At 39.0% G+C, this 14923-nt stretch carries 14 protein-coding genes; 6 read left to right on the top strand and 8 right to left on the bottom strand.

Annotated features, from left to right (window positions below):
• Positions 1 to 40 precede the first annotated feature (40 nt).
• From ACYZ0U_RS12790 to ACYZ0U_RS12770, 5 genes are all read left to right on the top strand, one after another.
• Complete coding sequence (locus ACYZ0U_RS12790; RefSeq protein ID WP_461452822.1) at positions 41 to 1327, top strand: citrate synthase; 1287 nt, start codon at positions 41 to 43, stop codon at positions 1325 to 1327.
• 55 nt (positions 1328 to 1382) lie between these two features.
• Positions 1383 to 2522: an alpha/beta hydrolase gene (locus ACYZ0U_RS12785; RefSeq protein WP_461452820.1), complete on the top strand. Its 1140-nt coding sequence runs from the start codon at positions 1383 to 1385 to the stop codon at positions 2520 to 2522.
• Positions 2523 to 2570: 48 nt separating this feature from the next.
• Positions 2571 to 3434: an AMP nucleosidase gene (locus ACYZ0U_RS12780; protein WP_461452818.1), complete on the top strand. Its 864-nt coding sequence runs from the start codon at positions 2571 to 2573 to the stop codon at positions 3432 to 3434.
• A 123-nt stretch (positions 3435 to 3557) separates the two neighbouring features.
• Positions 3558 to 4916, top strand: a complete 1359-nt coding sequence (locus tag ACYZ0U_RS12775) for a pyridoxal-phosphate dependent enzyme (protein WP_461452816.1) — start codon at positions 3558 to 3560, stop codon at positions 4914 to 4916.
• A gap of 122 nt (positions 4917 to 5038) precedes the next feature.
• Positions 5039 to 6397, top strand: a complete 1359-nt coding sequence (locus ACYZ0U_RS12770; RefSeq protein ID WP_461452814.1) for an alpha-L-fucosidase — start codon at positions 5039 to 5041, stop codon at positions 6395 to 6397.
• Here the strand turns inward: ACYZ0U_RS12770 and ACYZ0U_RS12765 are convergent, their stop codons facing one another.
• The 3 genes from ACYZ0U_RS12765 to ACYZ0U_RS12755 form a co-directional block, all read right to left on the bottom strand.
• Complete coding sequence (locus ACYZ0U_RS12765; RefSeq protein WP_461452812.1) at positions 6398 to 7954, bottom strand: glycosyltransferase family 39 protein; 1557 nt, start codon at positions 7952 to 7954, stop codon at positions 6398 to 6400.
• A 147-nt stretch (positions 7955 to 8101) separates the two neighbouring features.
• Positions 8102 to 9409 carry a UDP-N-acetylglucosamine 1-carboxyvinyltransferase gene (gene murA / locus ACYZ0U_RS12760; protein ID WP_461452810.1) on the bottom strand — a complete coding sequence of 436 codons (1308 nt, stop codon included), beginning with the start codon at positions 9407 to 9409 and terminating at the stop codon, positions 8102 to 8104.
• A gap of 147 nt (positions 9410 to 9556) precedes the next feature.
• Positions 9557 to 10294, bottom strand: coding sequence for a DUF4290 domain-containing protein (locus ACYZ0U_RS12755; protein ID WP_461452808.1), 738 nt, complete (start codon positions 10292 to 10294; stop codon positions 9557 to 9559).
• A gap of 199 nt (positions 10295 to 10493) precedes the next feature.
• Between ACYZ0U_RS12755 and ACYZ0U_RS12750 the strand changes: the two genes are divergently transcribed.
• Positions 10494 to 11606 carry a mandelate racemase/muconate lactonizing enzyme family protein gene (locus tag ACYZ0U_RS12750; RefSeq protein ID WP_461452806.1) on the top strand — a complete coding sequence of 371 codons (1113 nt, stop codon included), beginning with the start codon at positions 10494 to 10496 and terminating at the stop codon, positions 11604 to 11606.
• A gap of 52 nt (positions 11607 to 11658) precedes the next feature.
• On the opposite strand, the gene ACYZ0U_RS12745 is transcribed toward ACYZ0U_RS12750, so the two are convergent.
• The 5 genes from ACYZ0U_RS12745 to ACYZ0U_RS12725 form a co-directional block, all read right to left on the bottom strand.
• Positions 11659 to 13035, bottom strand: coding sequence for a dipeptidase (locus tag ACYZ0U_RS12745; RefSeq protein ID WP_461452804.1), 1377 nt, complete (start codon positions 13033 to 13035; stop codon positions 11659 to 11661).
• A gap of 230 nt (positions 13036 to 13265) precedes the next feature.
• On the bottom strand, positions 13266 to 13439 hold the full coding sequence (locus ACYZ0U_RS12740; protein WP_461452802.1) for a hypothetical protein: 174 nt from the start codon (positions 13437 to 13439) through the stop codon (positions 13266 to 13268).
• A gap of 20 nt (positions 13440 to 13459) precedes the next feature.
• Complete coding sequence (locus ACYZ0U_RS12735) at positions 13460 to 14503, bottom strand: RNA polymerase sigma factor (RefSeq protein ID WP_461452801.1); 1044 nt, start codon at positions 14501 to 14503, stop codon at positions 13460 to 13462.
• Positions 14504 to 14578: 75 nt separating this feature from the next.
• Entirely contained in the window at positions 14579 to 14725 is a 147-nt protein-coding gene (locus ACYZ0U_RS12730) for a hypothetical protein (RefSeq protein WP_461452799.1), read from the bottom strand.
• A gap of 35 nt (positions 14726 to 14760) precedes the next feature.
• A complete protein-coding gene (locus tag ACYZ0U_RS12725) occupies positions 14761 to 14913 on the bottom strand; it encodes a hypothetical protein (protein WP_461452797.1) in 153 nt (50 codons plus the stop codon).
• Positions 14914 to 14923: the final 10 nt, after the last annotated feature.

The raw sequence follows: 14923 nt of genomic DNA, 5'->3' as shown, positions 1-14923 counted from the left end.
CAGGCATATTTTATTACATTTGCGTCATACAAATACATCTATGTCAGAAACAGCTCAACTGAATATTGGCGATAAAACCTACGATCTACCTATAATCGAGGGTTCAGAAGGTGAAAAAGCCATTGATATATCAAAACTTAGAGACTTAACCGGTTATGTAACGCTTGATATTGGTTACAAAAATACCGGCGCTACACAAAGTGCAATTACTTTTCTAGATGGTGAATTGGGTATATTGAAATACCGCGGTTACCCAATCGAACAATTAGCTGCAAAATCAAGCTTTATTGAAGTTGCTTATTTGTTAATCTACGGTGAATTACCAACAGAAGAACAATTAAAAGCTTTCAACTTTGATTTGAGCCACCATACCCTTGTTCACGAGGATATGAAAAAGTTTTTTGATGGGTTTCCGTCAAAATCACATCCAATGGGTCAATTAAGCTCATTAGTTTGCTCACTATCTGCTTTTTACCCTGAATCGTTAAAGCAAAACCAAACGCCTGAAGAGCTTAACCTTAGTATTATTAAGGTATTAGCTAAAATGCCGACGATAGTTTCATGGATATATAAAAAATCATTAGGTCATCCTTACATTTATCCGCAAAACAAATACGATTATGTAACTAACTTCCTGAACATGACTTTTGGCCAGCGTACAGAGGTTGTGGATATTGATCCGGTTATAGTAAGTGCCATGAATACTTTGTTAATACTACATGCTGATCACGAGCAAAACTGCTCTACATCAACTGTGCGTATTGTAGGTTCATCGGCGTCAAATATTTATGCTTCGGTATCTGCCGGTATATCTGCTTTGTGGGGCCCGCTTCACGGTGGCGCTAACCAGGAAGTTATCGAAATGCTGCAAAAAATACAGGAAGATGGTGGTGATACCGATAAATGGATCGCCAAAGCGAAAGATAAAAACGATCCGTTCCGTTTAATGGGATTTGGTCACCGTGTTTATAAAAACTTTGATCCGCGTGCTAAAATCATCAAAAAAGCTTGCGATGATATTTTAGAGAAATTAGGTATTGATGATGAGGTATTGGAAATAGCCAAGAAACTGGAAGAAGTTGCTTTGAAGGACCCATATTTCATCGAGCGTAAATTATATCCAAACGTTGATTTTTATTCTGGAATTATTTACCGCGCTTTAGGTTTTCCTACGGATATGTTCACGGTATTATTTGCTCTTGGCCGTTTACCGGGATGGATTGCGCAATGGAAAGAAATGAAGGAGCACAAGGAACCAATTGGCCGTCCGCGACAGATCTATACTGGTGCCACCGACCGGGATTATACTGATATTAAGGATAGATAATATATTCTCTTTATTAAAAGGCCCCGATTTCGGGGCCTTTTTTGTAAATAGCAAAATGATAAAAATATTTTTATTTGTGTTTGTTCTTTTACTCTGCCAGGCAATAGCATTTGCCCAGGCAAGAGTTACATTTATTACAGATAAAGTGTCGTTAGTAAAAGCATCGACTCAAAACTTATTTTTAGCCGGGGATTTTAACAACTGGAATGCTGCCGATACTGCCTGGAAAATGAAACCTGATTTAGCAGGCCGATATCAATTGGTTAAAATGTTACCAAAAGGTAACATCAGTTTTAAAATTACCAAAGGCAGTTGGGAAAGTGTGGAGAGTGAATCGTCTGGTAAGGATATTGCCAATCGGGATGTAATTATTGCACATGATACCATTATAGTTATGAATGTTCAAGGCTGGAAAGACAATCATCCGGTGGAACCGAAAAAACATACGGCAAGTGCCAATGTGCATATTACCAGCGAAAATTTTGATATGCCACAATTAGGCAGGAAGCGCAGGGTATGGATCTATTTGCCTGCTGATTATGTTACCTCGCGCAAAAAATATCCGGTGGTCTATATGCATGATGGGCAGAATTTGTTTGATGAATATACATCAGGATATGGTGAGTGGGAAATTGATGAAATTATGGATAAGTTACCTGCAAAAGATGAAAGCATTATTGTAGGAATAGACCATGGCGGCGAGAACAGGATCATGGAGTACGATCCTTACAATTCTAAATATGGCAAAGGAAGAGGTGATGATTATGTAGAGTTTATAGTTAAAACGTTAAAGCCTTACATTGATGCCAATTACCGCACTGAAAAGAACGCACAGCATACAACAATTGCTGGCAGCTCAATGGGAGGCTTGATCGCTATGTATGCGATATTGAAATATCCGAATATTTTCGGTAATGCCGGGGTATTTTCACCTGCATTTTGGATAGCGCCCGATATTTACCAATATGCGCAGCAGTCAAAACTGTCTTCTAAATCCCGTATTTACTTTGTTTGCGGCGATAGCGAGGATAAGACGATGGTATCAGATATGCAAAAAATGGTGGAGATAATTCAAGCCAAAGGCATCAACGAAAATAACATCCCTACTGTGATCATGCCAGGGGCCAAGCATAATGAAAAGCAATGGAATACTGATTTTCCGGCATTTTATAATTGGTTATTGAGAGGATATTAACACTAACGTAATAAGCGAATTGTTTATTACAAAATAAATTTTATCACAATGAACGAGGAAATCAGCATTAAAAAAGACGAAGAATTGGTTAATAAATCAAAACAACAAAAGGAAATACAATCCCCTATAAAAGGAGGGCTAAAAACCAAGGAAGAAATTGTTGCCAACTGGTTGCCGCGTTATACCGGAAGGCCTTTGGAGGATTTCGGTAAATATATCATCTTAACCAACTTCTCTAAATACATACAGCTATTTTCGCAGTGGAATGATGATGCACCGGTTTTAGGGCTGGATAAACCTATGCAAAGCGTTACCGCTAACGGTATTACCATTGTAAACTTTGGTATGGGTAGCTCGGTTGCGGCAACGGTAATGGATCTGCTTACTGCTATCAGTCCGAAGGCGGTAATATTTTTGGGCAAATGCGGTAGCTTAAAAAAGAGGGTTAATGTAGGTGATTTAATACTGCCAATTGCTGCTATAAGGGGGGAAGGTACATCTAACGATTATATGCCTGCCGCCGTGCCCGCATTACCTGCATTTGCTATGCAGAAAGCAATATCAACTACTATTCGCGATTACTCACGCGATTACTGGACAGGCACTTGCTATACCACTAACCGCCGTGTTTGGGAGCATGATAAGGAGTTCAAGAAATATTTAAAAGAACTACGTGCGATGGCCGTAGACATGGAAACAGCAACCATATTCGTGACCGGTTTTGCTAATAAAATACCAACAGGTGCGTTACTGTTAGTGTCCGATCAACCCATGATACCTGAAGGTGTTAAAACAAGCGAAAGTGATTCAAAAGTAACTGAACAATATGTAGAAACACACTTGCACATTGGTATTGAATCATTAAAACAATTGATAAATAATGGATTGACTGTTAAACACCTTAAGTTTTGAGGTTAGTTAATTAGATATTAGGCGTTAAGATATTCCACTAATCTCTATTCTTTAGCATCTAATTAAGTAATAATATTACTTTTGTGCTAATCTCTATGAGATTACTATACTTAAACAATTACTATGTGGTATAATAATATACTGGAAACCATTGGCGATACTCCTTTAGTAAGACTTAACAAGATCACCAAGGATATTCCTGCAACGGTTTTAGCCAAAATCGAGACTACTAATCCCGGCAACTCAATTAAGGATCGTATGGCCCTTAAAATGATTGAAGATGCCGAGAAAAGCGGTAAACTGAAGCCAGGGGGCACTATTATCGAAGGTACATCAGGCAATACCGGGATGGGTTTGGCGATAGCTGCGGTTATTAAAGGATACAAGTGTATTTTTACCAGTACCGATAAACAGTCTAAAGAGAAATTCGATGCCTTACGTGCCTTTGGTGCCGAGGTTATTGTTTGTCCAACGAATGTTGAGCCTGAGGATCCGCGTTCATATTATTCTGTTTCATCACGTTTGGAACGTGAGGTTCCAAATTCATGGAAGCCTAACCAGTATGATAACTTATCTAATTCACAGGCTCACTATGAATCTACAGGGCCTGAGATATGGGAGCAAACTAACGGTAAGGTTACGCACATCGTTGCTGGGGTTGGTACAGGTGGTACATTATCAGGAATTGCAAGATTTTTAAAGGAAAAGAATCCGGCCATTAAAGTTTTAGGTATCGATACCTATGGTTCTGTCTTTAAGAAATATAAAGAGACCGGAATTTTTGATAAGAACGAGATATATCCGTACATAACCGAAGGGATCGGCGAGGATTTCTTACCAGCCAATGTTGATTTCAGCTTAATAGATCACTTCGAAAAAGTATCTGATAAAGATGCGGCCTTAATGACGCGCGAGATAGCCCGCAAGGAAGGTATTTTCGCTGGTAACTCAACCGGTTCAGCTGTGGCAGGTGTGTTGCAGATGAAGGATATGTTTAAAGAGGGAGATATAGTGGTTGTCATCTTCCCTGACCATGGTACGCGTTATTTAGGCAAAATGTACAACGAAGATTGGCTGCGTGACCGCGGATTCCTGAAAGATGAAAAACTAACCGCACGGGATATAATCTCCAAAAAAGAAAGCCAGGAAATTGTTACTATTGACTGCGACAAATCAGTATTGGAAGCAATAAATACCATCAAATCCTTAAATATCTCGCAAATTCCGGTTACACAACAAGGAATGGTAATAGGTAAGATTACAGAAAGTGATATTCTGGACGCTTTACTCGAGAATCCATCATTAAAATCTCAGCCTATAAAAAATATTACAACTGCACCATTCCCGTTTGTTGATTTGAATACTTCTATAGACAGGATCTCGTCGATGATCAACAAGGATAATATAGCTGTTCTGGTGGAGTCTGAGGGTGAGATTGAAATTATTACGCAGTATGATATTATAAATGCGATATCAGCTTAACAGCTAATGTTGATATTATAAAGGTGTTGATTTGTTAATCAGCACCTTTTTTAGTTTCAAGCTAAGCTGTTTTTATAAGAAATAGAATGCTTATTTATTAAGTTTGGTAAAGCCTTTTTATAATGAAAAAACTTCTTTTAATACTATTGTTGATTTTCATAACATATCCTTTTTTGTTCGCCCAAACCAAAATGATTGGTAACGAAACAGACGCGCAAAAAGAGAAACGTTTAGAGTGGTGGAAAAACGCACGTTTTGGAATGTTTATTCACTTCGGTTTATACTCAGAAGCGGCACGTCATGAGTGGGTTAAGAGCAACGAAGGCATAACCAATGAACAGTACCAAAAATATTTTGATCAATTTAATCCTGATTTATTCGATCCGGTAAAGTGGGCCAAGGCAGCTAAGTCGGCAGGAATGAAATATGCAGTTTTAACTACCAAGCATCATGAAGGCTTCTGTTTATTCGACTCGAAATACACTGATTATAAAGCTACGAATACGCCTGCTAAACGCGACCTAGTAAGAGAATATGTGAATGCTTTCAGATCGCAAGGCTTAAAAGTGGGCTTTTATTACTCTTTATTGGATTGGCATCACCCTGATTATACAATGGATAATGTACATCCATTGGTGCATAACGATACATCTAAAGCTAATTATGCACGGTTAAATAAAGGACGTGATATGGCAAAATATCGCCAATATATGCGTAGCCAAATAACCGAACTATTGACCAATTATGGCAAGATTGATATAATATGGTTGGATTGGTCTTGGTCGAAGGAAGAGCAAATAAGAGGAGTTGGTAAAGGTGCGAACGATTGGGGATCGGTAGAATTGGTTAAATTGATAAGAAAATTACAGCCCGGTATTATCATCAATAACAGGCTTGATCTTGCCGATTATAAAGACGGTGCTGATTTTGAAACACCTGAGCAGGTAAGCTCTGCCGAACTAATTCCGTATCGTGGGAGGACCTGGGAAACATGCCAAACATTTTCGGGCTCTTGGGGATATTACAGGGATGAGAACACATGGAAAACGCACAGGCAGTTACTTGATCTATTAATTACGTCGGTAAGCAATGGAGGTAATTTAATATTAAATGTTGGTCCAACTGCCCGTGGCGAGTTTGATTACAGAGCAACAAACGCACTTGACAGTTTGGCTTACTGGATGCATGCAAATAGCAGGTCAATTTATAATTGTACTTATGCACCAGATAGTTTTAAAATTCCCGAAGGCACAAAAATAACCTACAACAAAGCAACAAAACGACTATACATTCACTTGTATGATTATCCAAACGGGAAGCTTATATTAAAAGGATATAAAGACAAAATTAAATACGCACAGTTTCTGAATGATGCGTCAGAGATATTATACAAAGATTCCGGCAGTGATGATCTCGTGATGACATTACCAACTAAAAAGCCGCCTTATGAAATACCTGTAATAGAGGTGATGCTTCAATAGTTACTCTAAAAGCTTTTTAGCGCGCTCATGCTGATAGATATAGGTGAACATCGAGTTTGGTTTGATTAACAGGTAAACTGCTGTTCCCTTTTCTCGGGCGAGTGGGTTAGCTACTTCGCCGATCTTTTTGTAGCTCTGTAGATAGGGTGCCAGTCTTCGGGTAACATTATCATCGTTATCAACATAAATAATATAATCTATATTTGGCAGTGATGGCGGTGTCCATAGCGTAAAACTACTGTCAAGGCTATAAACATCAGGCAGGCCGTATAATTTTCTGTAATAATGTATTGCACCGGCTTCGCCATAATTATCAGCCCAAATAATGGTATGCTTCTGCTGATCGGGGGTGAGCGAGTGATAGGTGTCAGCTACTTTTTTGGCCAATTCATCCCAGCCGAGCATATCCGCGTAATCTTGCGTTGTAGGGTGCTTTTTTTGATCTTCCCAAGTTACTACAAAATCTAAGGCTGAATTATATTTTCTGTTAAACTGAAAGAATGACAGCGTTTGGTTTAAGGGCAGAATAGGTAGCAACATTGGGAAAATTGGCAGGCATGGTATAGTTAAAATAACAAAAGCCAATGTGCGTAATTGGTACTTATTGTTTTTTATCCATCGTTCAATACCAAAACCACCCGCCGCAAAAAGCATGGGATAAGCACCAAATATGTAATAAACCTTGCCGCTCATTTCCATTAAAAACAGGAAGATGGCAACATAAGCGAATGCCAAAAACTGGTATTTGCGTAATTTGAATGAAAATATCAGAAAAAAGAAACCTGTGAGCCATAACAAAATAAAACTGCCGTTAACCAGTAGTTGCTGGGTGATAAAATCTGATGGTTTTATATAGTTAAGTTGGGTTCTCTGCAGATTACTCATATGCGTGATCACCGGTAAATGATGGGTGAACTGCCATATCATGTTCGGCAAAAATATCAACAGTGCAATCAATACTGCACCGATAACATGCTTATTAGCTAATAACCTGCGCTGTTTGGTAAATAGTAAGCCAATCAACAATGCGAAGGAAAAAAAGCCCATAGTATATTTGGTGAGCAAGCCCAAACCTATCGCGATACCAATAAAATAAATGTATTTTACCGAAGATGAATTGATATATTTAACGATAAGATATACTGTTAATACCCACCAAAACTGATCGAAAATTACTGGTTGAAGCAGGTATTCACTTGCTACAAACGCAGGCGCCAAAATTATTCCCAAACAAGCAAGCGCGACAGCAAATTTCTTTCCGCCTAATTCAACAGTTATTAAGCCTGTGAACCATACTATCAATCCCGCAAAAATAGTGCAAAATATGCGTGTCGAAAATACGGAATTGCCAAAAAGGGTTGAGGATAGTTTCGCTATTACCGCAACTACAGGTGGTACTTCCTTATACCCCCAGGCTAAATGATCGCCGAGTGCCAGATGTAAAAGTTCATCCCGATGAAAGCCAAAATGCGACATGGCCAACAGGTTTAATAAAACTTTTATGGCAACAAACACCATTATAAAAACGGTGTAGGTCGATCTTCTATTTAAATACATGAATTTTCTTCGGTGACTAAAGATATGTTTTTACGGTGAAAGGAAAAAGATTTAAGATAAAAGGATAAAGGTTTGCAAATGATCAATAAAAAGGGCTAAATTATAATAATACCTTAGCCCTTTACCTTTATCCTTAGCCCTATTTACTTAAACTCTTTTAATATCAGCACCTAATGCACGTAAACGTTCGTCGATATGTTGGTAACCGCGTTCTATTTGCTCAATGTTATAAATTGTGGATTTTCCTTGTGCCGATAAGGCTGCAATCAGTAGTGATACCCCTGCACGGATATCTGGTGAGGTCATGGATATTCCACGCAATTTTACCTGGTGGTCTAACCCAATAACTGTCGCGCGATGCGGATCGCAAAGAATGATCTGGGCACCCATATCCAACAATTTATCCACGAAGAACAGACGGCTCTCGAACATTTTTTGATGGATCAGGACAGAGCCTTTGGCTTGTATGGCTACTACCAATACAATGCTAAGCAAGTCGGGTGTAAAGCCAGGCCAGGGCGAATCGGCGATGGTCATGATGGAACCATCGATAAAAGTATCTATCTCGTAATGCTCTTGTGCAGGGATGTAAATATCATCGCCCCTAAGTTCCAGTTTTATGCCTAACCGACGGAACACATCAGGGATCATTCCTAATTCCTTGTAATGAACATTTTTAATGGTAATCTCGGAGCCTGTCATGGCAGCCAAGCCAATAAATGAGCCGATCTCGATCATATCGGGCAGCATTGTATGTTCGGTTCCACCAAGTTTTTTTACACCTTCAATGGTTAGGAGGTTTGAGCCAATTCCCGAAATTTTTGCGCCCATGCGGTTAAGCATTTTACAAAGTTGCTGCAAATAAGGTTCGCACGCAGCATTATAAATAGTAGTTGTACCCTCAGCTAAAACAGCGGCCATCACAATGTTGGCCGTGCCGGTAACCGATGCTTCATCCAAAAGCATGTAGGTGCCTTTTAAGTTAGAGGCGTCTACATTAAAAAAGCCATTTTCTGGGTTATAGTGGAACTGTGCTCCCAGTTTTTCAAAGCCAAGGAAGTGGGTGTCCAGCCGGCGTCGGCCGATTTTATCGCCACCGGGTTTTGGGATCGATGCCTTTCCAAAACGTGCAAGCAGTGGTCCTACGATCATGATTGACCCACGTAAGCCACCACCCTTTGCTTTAAAAGCATCGGAAACGAAAAAATCCTGATCAATATTTTTAGCTTCAAAAGTATAAGTATCCGGAGCCAATTGCTCCACTAAAACACCCATGTCAGCCAAAAGCTCAATCAGTTTATTTACATCCTTAATATCAGGAATGTTGCTTACCGTAACTTTTTCTTCGGTTAATAAAACTGCCGAAAGTATTTGTAGAGCTTCGTTTTTTGCACCCTGAGGAGTTATTTCGCCTTTTAAAGGCTTGCCACCAATTATTTCAAAGGCGTTATTCATAGTTGTATATATCAGTTGATGGTTTATAATTCATGGTCTTTATTTTTACTGATATTTATATCAGCAACACTCATGCAAAGATTAAAAATAAATCTGTTACCATGAACCATCAACAACAAACCATGAATTAAAACTTATAAACAAAAATTAATATTTACGTGCACCGCCGCTGCCGCCGCCCCGGTTACGGTTATTTTGATTGTTATTGCGCGGGTTGTTATTATTATTGGTACGGCCTCCGCCACTGCCTCCACGATTATTTTGATTGTTATTACGACCGCGGTTATTATTATTGGCATTGCTTTGTGGTGCAGGGCGATATTCTACACGGTTAAGGTTGATGCCTTCTTCAGCTTTCAATTCACCGCCAGACATAGCGTAAAGGTCAGATAGGATGCTTTCATCTGTAACTGAATCCTTATTCCATTGCACATAAGCCATCTTCATAAAGTTAGCTATGGACTGGATCATGTACTTTTTGCGCTCAGGCTCTTCGATAGCCTTCGCTTTATCAATCATCAGTTCAATGGTTTTACCATAGTGCTTGTATTTGATACGCTGATGCGGGTAACGCAAAGGTTTTGGTTTGATATGCGCAGCCTCGGGGGTTGGTTTTGGGTATGGCGCATCAACATCTATCTTATAGTCAGATATGATGTGCAGGTGATCCCAAAGCTTGTGCTTAAAATCGGCAACGTCGCGCAAGTGCGGGTTTAAAAAGCCCATCAGGTCAATAACTACCTGAGCGTAACGGTTGCGTTCCTCTTTTGTGGGCAACGCAACAATGTATTTAACCATGTTTTGGACGTTGCGGCCATATTCTGACAGTATAAGTTTATTCCTGGTAGAATTATAATCAAATATAGGCGTGTTGTCTTGAGCCATATAATTTTAAATTTTTATGAAAGTTTTAAATTTAGCCAGGAATCTTTCCCGGATTTAACGGTACAGACGGCTAAAAATTGAATTATTTATTAACGAAGAAGCACAAATGTAATCTAATGTTTTGAACAAACAAAATTTAGTGTTAATAGCGATAATAAGTATAATATAATTAAGTTAGAGCATTATAAAATTTAGTAATATGGCTGAACAAGTGATTATTACCAGCATTGATATTTATAGGTTCAGTATACCTATGGTTCCATTTACCATTGCAACCGGGACTATGGATCATGCACAAAATGTGTTTATCAGGGTGCATACTGATGCTGGCTTTTATGGGGTTGGCGAGTGCTCGGCTTTCCCAATGATCGTTGGTGAAACACAGGATACCTGTTTAGTAATGGCTAAAGAGTTTGCAAAATTGTGGATTGGTAAGGATGGGCTTGATATTGAGAGCCGATTACAAGATCTGCATCATTTTGCTGCCTGGAATACAACTATTAAAAGCGCATTTGATATGGCACTCTACGATATTACTGCTAAAAATGCTGGTTTGCCGTTATATAAATTTTTAGGTGGTGAAAAACGTATTGTTGAAAGTGATATAACAATTGGAATTGCCAGCCCCGAAGTAATGGCCGAAAAAGCAAAAAAATTTAAAGCCTCAGGAGCCCATATATTAAAAGTGAAACTTGGAAAAGGCGCTATGGAAGATGTTGAACGAATAAAACAGATCCGTAAAGCGGTAGGCAAAGATATGAAGATCAGGATCGATGCCAACCAAGGCTGGACTTTTGACGCGGCAGTTTTCGCCTTGCAAAGTTTGGATGATTATGATATCGAGTTTTGTGAACAACCCATGCGATCATGGAGGGATGATCGTTTGCCTGAATTAATGCAGCTGTCACCGGTTAAAATTATGGCTGATGAAAGTGTGTATAATCATCATGATGCCCGGCGACAAATTAATAGCCGCTCATGCGATTATATAAACATTAAGCTGGCAAAATCAGGTGGTATATTTGAGGCCATAAAAATTCATGATGTAGCTGCCGAAAAAGGTATTACTTGCATGATGGGCGGAATGCTGGAGAGCCGCATCGCGTTAAGCGCAAAACTGCATTTTGTATATGCCAGTCCTAATATTAAGTTTTATGACATGGATACCTGCATGCTCGGACATAAGGTTGATCCTTGTGGAGGCGGAGTAACTTATGATGGGTATTTCTTGAACATTGATGAAAACATAGGAATTGGCGCGGATGCTGATGAAGTTTTTTTGAGAGGATGTGAAAAGCTCACAATCTCATAAGCAATAAAGTAAGACTTAAGAAGTCTTTAAAACTCCTTAAGTCTACAATGAATTATTTGCTTTCGCTTAATTCAGCAAAGTATTTATGAAATAAAGGGATAGTTTCAATGCCCTTGTAATAATTATAGATATCGTATTTTTCATTAGGTGAATGCAATGCATCGCTATCCAAACCAAAACCCATTAATACAGTTTTAATACCTAATTCAGCTTCAAATAAAGCTACGATAGGTATACTGCCACCACCACGGGTAGGAATTGGATCTTTACCGAACGATTCCGCAATTGCTTTTTGCGCTGCCTTATATGCTATACTATCGGTAGGAGTAACCACCGGTTCGCCGCCATGGTGAGGGGTTACAGTAACCTTTACTGATTTTGGAGCAATACTTTCAAAATGTTGGGTGAAAAGTTTAGTAATCTCTTCGGATGTTTGATTGGGGACCAAACGCATTGAAATTTTAGCACTGGCTTTTGACGGTAATACTGTTTTAGCTCCTTCACCAATGTAACCACCCCAAATGCCATTTACCTCAAGGGTGGGGCGGGTGCCGGTGCGCTCTAAAGTACTGTATCCTTTTTCACCCCAAACCTCGGCTATATCCAGGTCTTTTTTATATTCTTCTTCATCATATGGGGCAGCATTTAATGCATCACGTTCTGCCTGTGTAAGATTGATTACCTTATCATAAAAGCCAGGAATATTCACCTTGTTATTCTCATCATGTAGTGACGCTATCATTTTAGCCAATATAGTTGCAGGGTTAGCAACTGCGCCACCATACACACCTGAATGCAAATCGCGGTTCGGGCCTACTACTTCAACTTCTAAATACGACAAGCCGCGTAATCCAGTTTCTAACGATGGGTTCTCCATACTGATCATCGAAGTATCAGAGATCAGTACCACATCAGCTTTTAAACGATTTTTATTTTCTTTTACAAAGATGCCCAGGTTGTTTGATCCAACTTCCTCTTCACCTTCAATCATAAATTTGATATTGCAAGGTAGGGTATCGGTTCTCACCATCAATTCAAAAGCCTTTACGTGCATATAAAACTGGCCTTTATCATCGCAAGCGCCACGTGCATATATTTTACCATCGCGAATTGTTGGTTCAAAAGCTGGTGTTTTCCATAATTCCAAAGGATCTGCAGGTTGAACATCATAATGGCCATATACTAAAACAGTAGGCTTTGATGCATCAATTATCTTTTCTCCATAAACAATGGGATACCCCGCTGTTTGGCAAACCTCAACTTTTTCAGCACCGGCATCAACAAGTTTTTGGGCTACGTAGTCGGCGGTTTTTAAAACTTCGGTTTTGTATTTGGGATCAGCACTTACAGATGGGAAGCGCAATAAGGCAAATAGTTCATCTAACAAACGTTGTTTGTTATCTTCTACATACTGTTTTATAGTCTGCATAAATATTGGTTTTGCTGCAAATATAATCTATTGCCCCACCCTTAAAGCCTTGGGATGCTGAAAATATTTTGAAATAGATTGATCATTCCAAAATGCAAACCAAATCCAAGCGGCAAAACCGGAAGCAAATTGCTAATAGTTATAAAAGCTACAGCTTACCATTTGTAAGCTGTTAAATATTTTAAGGTATAGGTTGATTTTAGGAAAACATGCAAAATGTATTGGATTAATTAATCGGCAGTGCCTAAACCAGATTTTGCCACGTCTACACTTTTTACAGCAAAATCTGCTTTATTTACTTTCAAGGTAGTATCTGAATTGGTCTTATTTTGCTTAGCATTTACGCAATAAGTTGTTAAACCTGCTGTTGTGATTATTGCTGCTATAATGATGATCTTTTTCATTTTTAAGAATTAAAAAATAATTATGCTAATCTTGCGTCAGCAGTACCCTGGTCTTTTTTGTCATCAGCAGTACCTTGGTCTTTTTTGTCATCAGCAGTACCTTGGTCTTTTTTATCGATAGCGGCTAATCTTGCGTCAGCAGTACCCTGGTCTTTTTTGTCGATATCGGCTAATCTTGCGTCAGCAGTACCCTGATCTTTTTTGTCATCAGCAGTACCCTGGTCTTTTTTATCGATAGCGGCTAATCTTGCGTCAGCAGTACCCTGATCTTTTTTGTCATCAGCAGTGCCTTGGTCTTTTTTATCGATAGCGGCTAATCTTGCGTCAGCAGTACCCTGGTCTTTTTTATCATCAGCAGTTCCTTGGTCTTTTTTATCGATAGCGGCTAATCTTGCGTCAGCAGTACCCTGGTCTTTTTTGTCATCAGCAGTGCCTTGGTCTTTTTTATCAATAGCGGCTAATCTTGCGTCAGCAGTACCCTGGTCTTTTTTGTCATCAGCAGTGCCTTGGTCTTTCTTATCGATAACAGCTAATCTTGCGTCAGCAGTACCCTGGTCTTTTTTGTCATCAGCAGTGCCTTGGTCTTTTTTATCAATAGCGGCTAATCTTGCGTCAGCAGTACCCTGGTCTTTTTTGTCATCAGCAGTGCCTTGGTCTTTTTTATCAATAGCGGCTAATCTTGCGTCAGCAGTACCCTGGTCTTTTTTATCATCAGCAGTTCCTTGGTCTTTTTTATCGATAGCGGCTAATCTTGCGTCAGCAGTACCCTGGTCTTTTTTGTCATCAGCAGTGCCTTGGTCTTTCTTATCGATAGCGGCTAATCTTGCGTCAGCAGTACCCTGGTCTTTTTTATCATCAGCAGTGCCTTGGTCTTTTTTATCAATAACAGCTAATCTTGCGTCAGCAGTGCCCTGGTCTTTTTTGTCATCGGCAGTGCCTTGATCTTTCTTATCAATAGCGCTTATTAATTGCACTGTACTATTTTCTGAATTCCTGACTGTTGTAAAAGACGAAACTAAACCTGTAGTGAAAAATAATGCGGTTGCTATAAATACTTTTTTCATGATCTGTTTTTTTAAAATTTTATTTTTATTTGTTTGTTATTTAATTAGTTATAATGTGTATGTTTTTACAATTAATTAATCAGCACTACCCAATTCTTTAGCGTTTCCAAATACAGTTATTTTAATTGTAGCGTGATTAACATGTGCGCTATTATATTTAGTGTGAAGAGAGGCTACACCTGTTATGAAAACTACTATTGCTGCGATGATGATCTTTTTCATGTTTTAATTGTATTTTTATTATCTATTGTGTTTAACTAGTCTCCGCTGGCAAGTTCTTTGCTGTCAGTAGAAAATGAGGTTTGCATAGCCGGTTTTTCAACCACTTTTGATGTTTTATTAGTTGTAGTGCGAGATGCAAGTGCGCCGGTTGTAATAACTAAAGCTGCTGCGATGATGATCTTTTTCATGATTTTATTT

It is taken from the genome of Mucilaginibacter sp. (assembly GCF_965225845.1).
In the GTDB taxonomy this organism is placed as follows: Bacteria; Bacteroidota; Bacteroidia; order Sphingobacteriales; family Sphingobacteriaceae; genus Mucilaginibacter.
The sequence above is the reverse complement of the archived record's forward strand: the minus strand, read 5'-3'. Positions and strand labels throughout refer to the sequence as shown.

Excerpts from the sequence above, each read along its gene's own strand:
- ACYZ0U_RS12750 (WP_461452806.1), top strand. The coding sequence starts at position 10,494 with ATGGCTGAACAAGTGATTATTACCAGCATTGATATTTATAGGTTCAGT.
- murA (WP_461452810.1), bottom strand. The coding sequence starts at position 9,409 with ATGAATAACGCCTTTGAAATAATTGGTGGCAAGCCTTTAAAAGGCGAA.
- ACYZ0U_RS12770 (WP_461452814.1), top strand. The coding sequence starts at position 5,039 with ATGAAAAAACTTCTTTTAATACTATTGTTGATTTTCATAACATATCCT.
- ACYZ0U_RS12785 (WP_461452820.1), top strand. The coding sequence starts at position 1,383 with ATGATAAAAATATTTTTATTTGTGTTTGTTCTTTTACTCTGCCAGGCA.
- ACYZ0U_RS12755 (WP_461452808.1), bottom strand. The coding sequence starts at position 10,294 with ATGGCTCAAGACAACACGCCTATATTTGATTATAATTCTACCAGGAAT.
- ACYZ0U_RS12740 (WP_461452802.1), bottom strand. The coding sequence starts at position 13,439 with ATGAAAAAGATCATCATTATAGCAGCAATAATCACAACAGCAGGTTTA.
- ACYZ0U_RS12735 (WP_461452801.1), bottom strand. The coding sequence starts at position 14,503 with ATGAAAAAAGTATTTATAGCAACCGCATTATTTTTCACTACAGGTTTA.
- ACYZ0U_RS12780 (WP_461452818.1), top strand. The coding sequence starts at position 2,571 with ATGAACGAGGAAATCAGCATTAAAAAAGACGAAGAATTGGTTAATAAA.
- ACYZ0U_RS12745 (WP_461452804.1), bottom strand. The coding sequence starts at position 13,035 with ATGCAGACTATAAAACAGTATGTAGAAGATAACAAACAACGTTTGTTA.
- ACYZ0U_RS12790 (WP_461452822.1), top strand. The coding sequence starts at position 41 with ATGTCAGAAACAGCTCAACTGAATATTGGCGATAAAACCTACGATCTA.
- ACYZ0U_RS12725 (WP_461452797.1), bottom strand. The coding sequence starts at position 14,913 with ATGAAAAAGATCATCATCGCAGCAGCTTTAGTTATTACAACCGGCGCA.
- ACYZ0U_RS12765 (WP_461452812.1), bottom strand. The coding sequence starts at position 7,954 with ATGTATTTAAATAGAAGATCGACCTACACCGTTTTTATAATGGTGTTT.
- ACYZ0U_RS12775 (WP_461452816.1), top strand. The coding sequence starts at position 3,558 with ATGTGGTATAATAATATACTGGAAACCATTGGCGATACTCCTTTAGTA.
- ACYZ0U_RS12730 (WP_461452799.1), bottom strand. The coding sequence starts at position 14,725 with ATGAAAAAGATCATCATCGCAGCAATAGTAGTTTTCATAACAGGTGTA.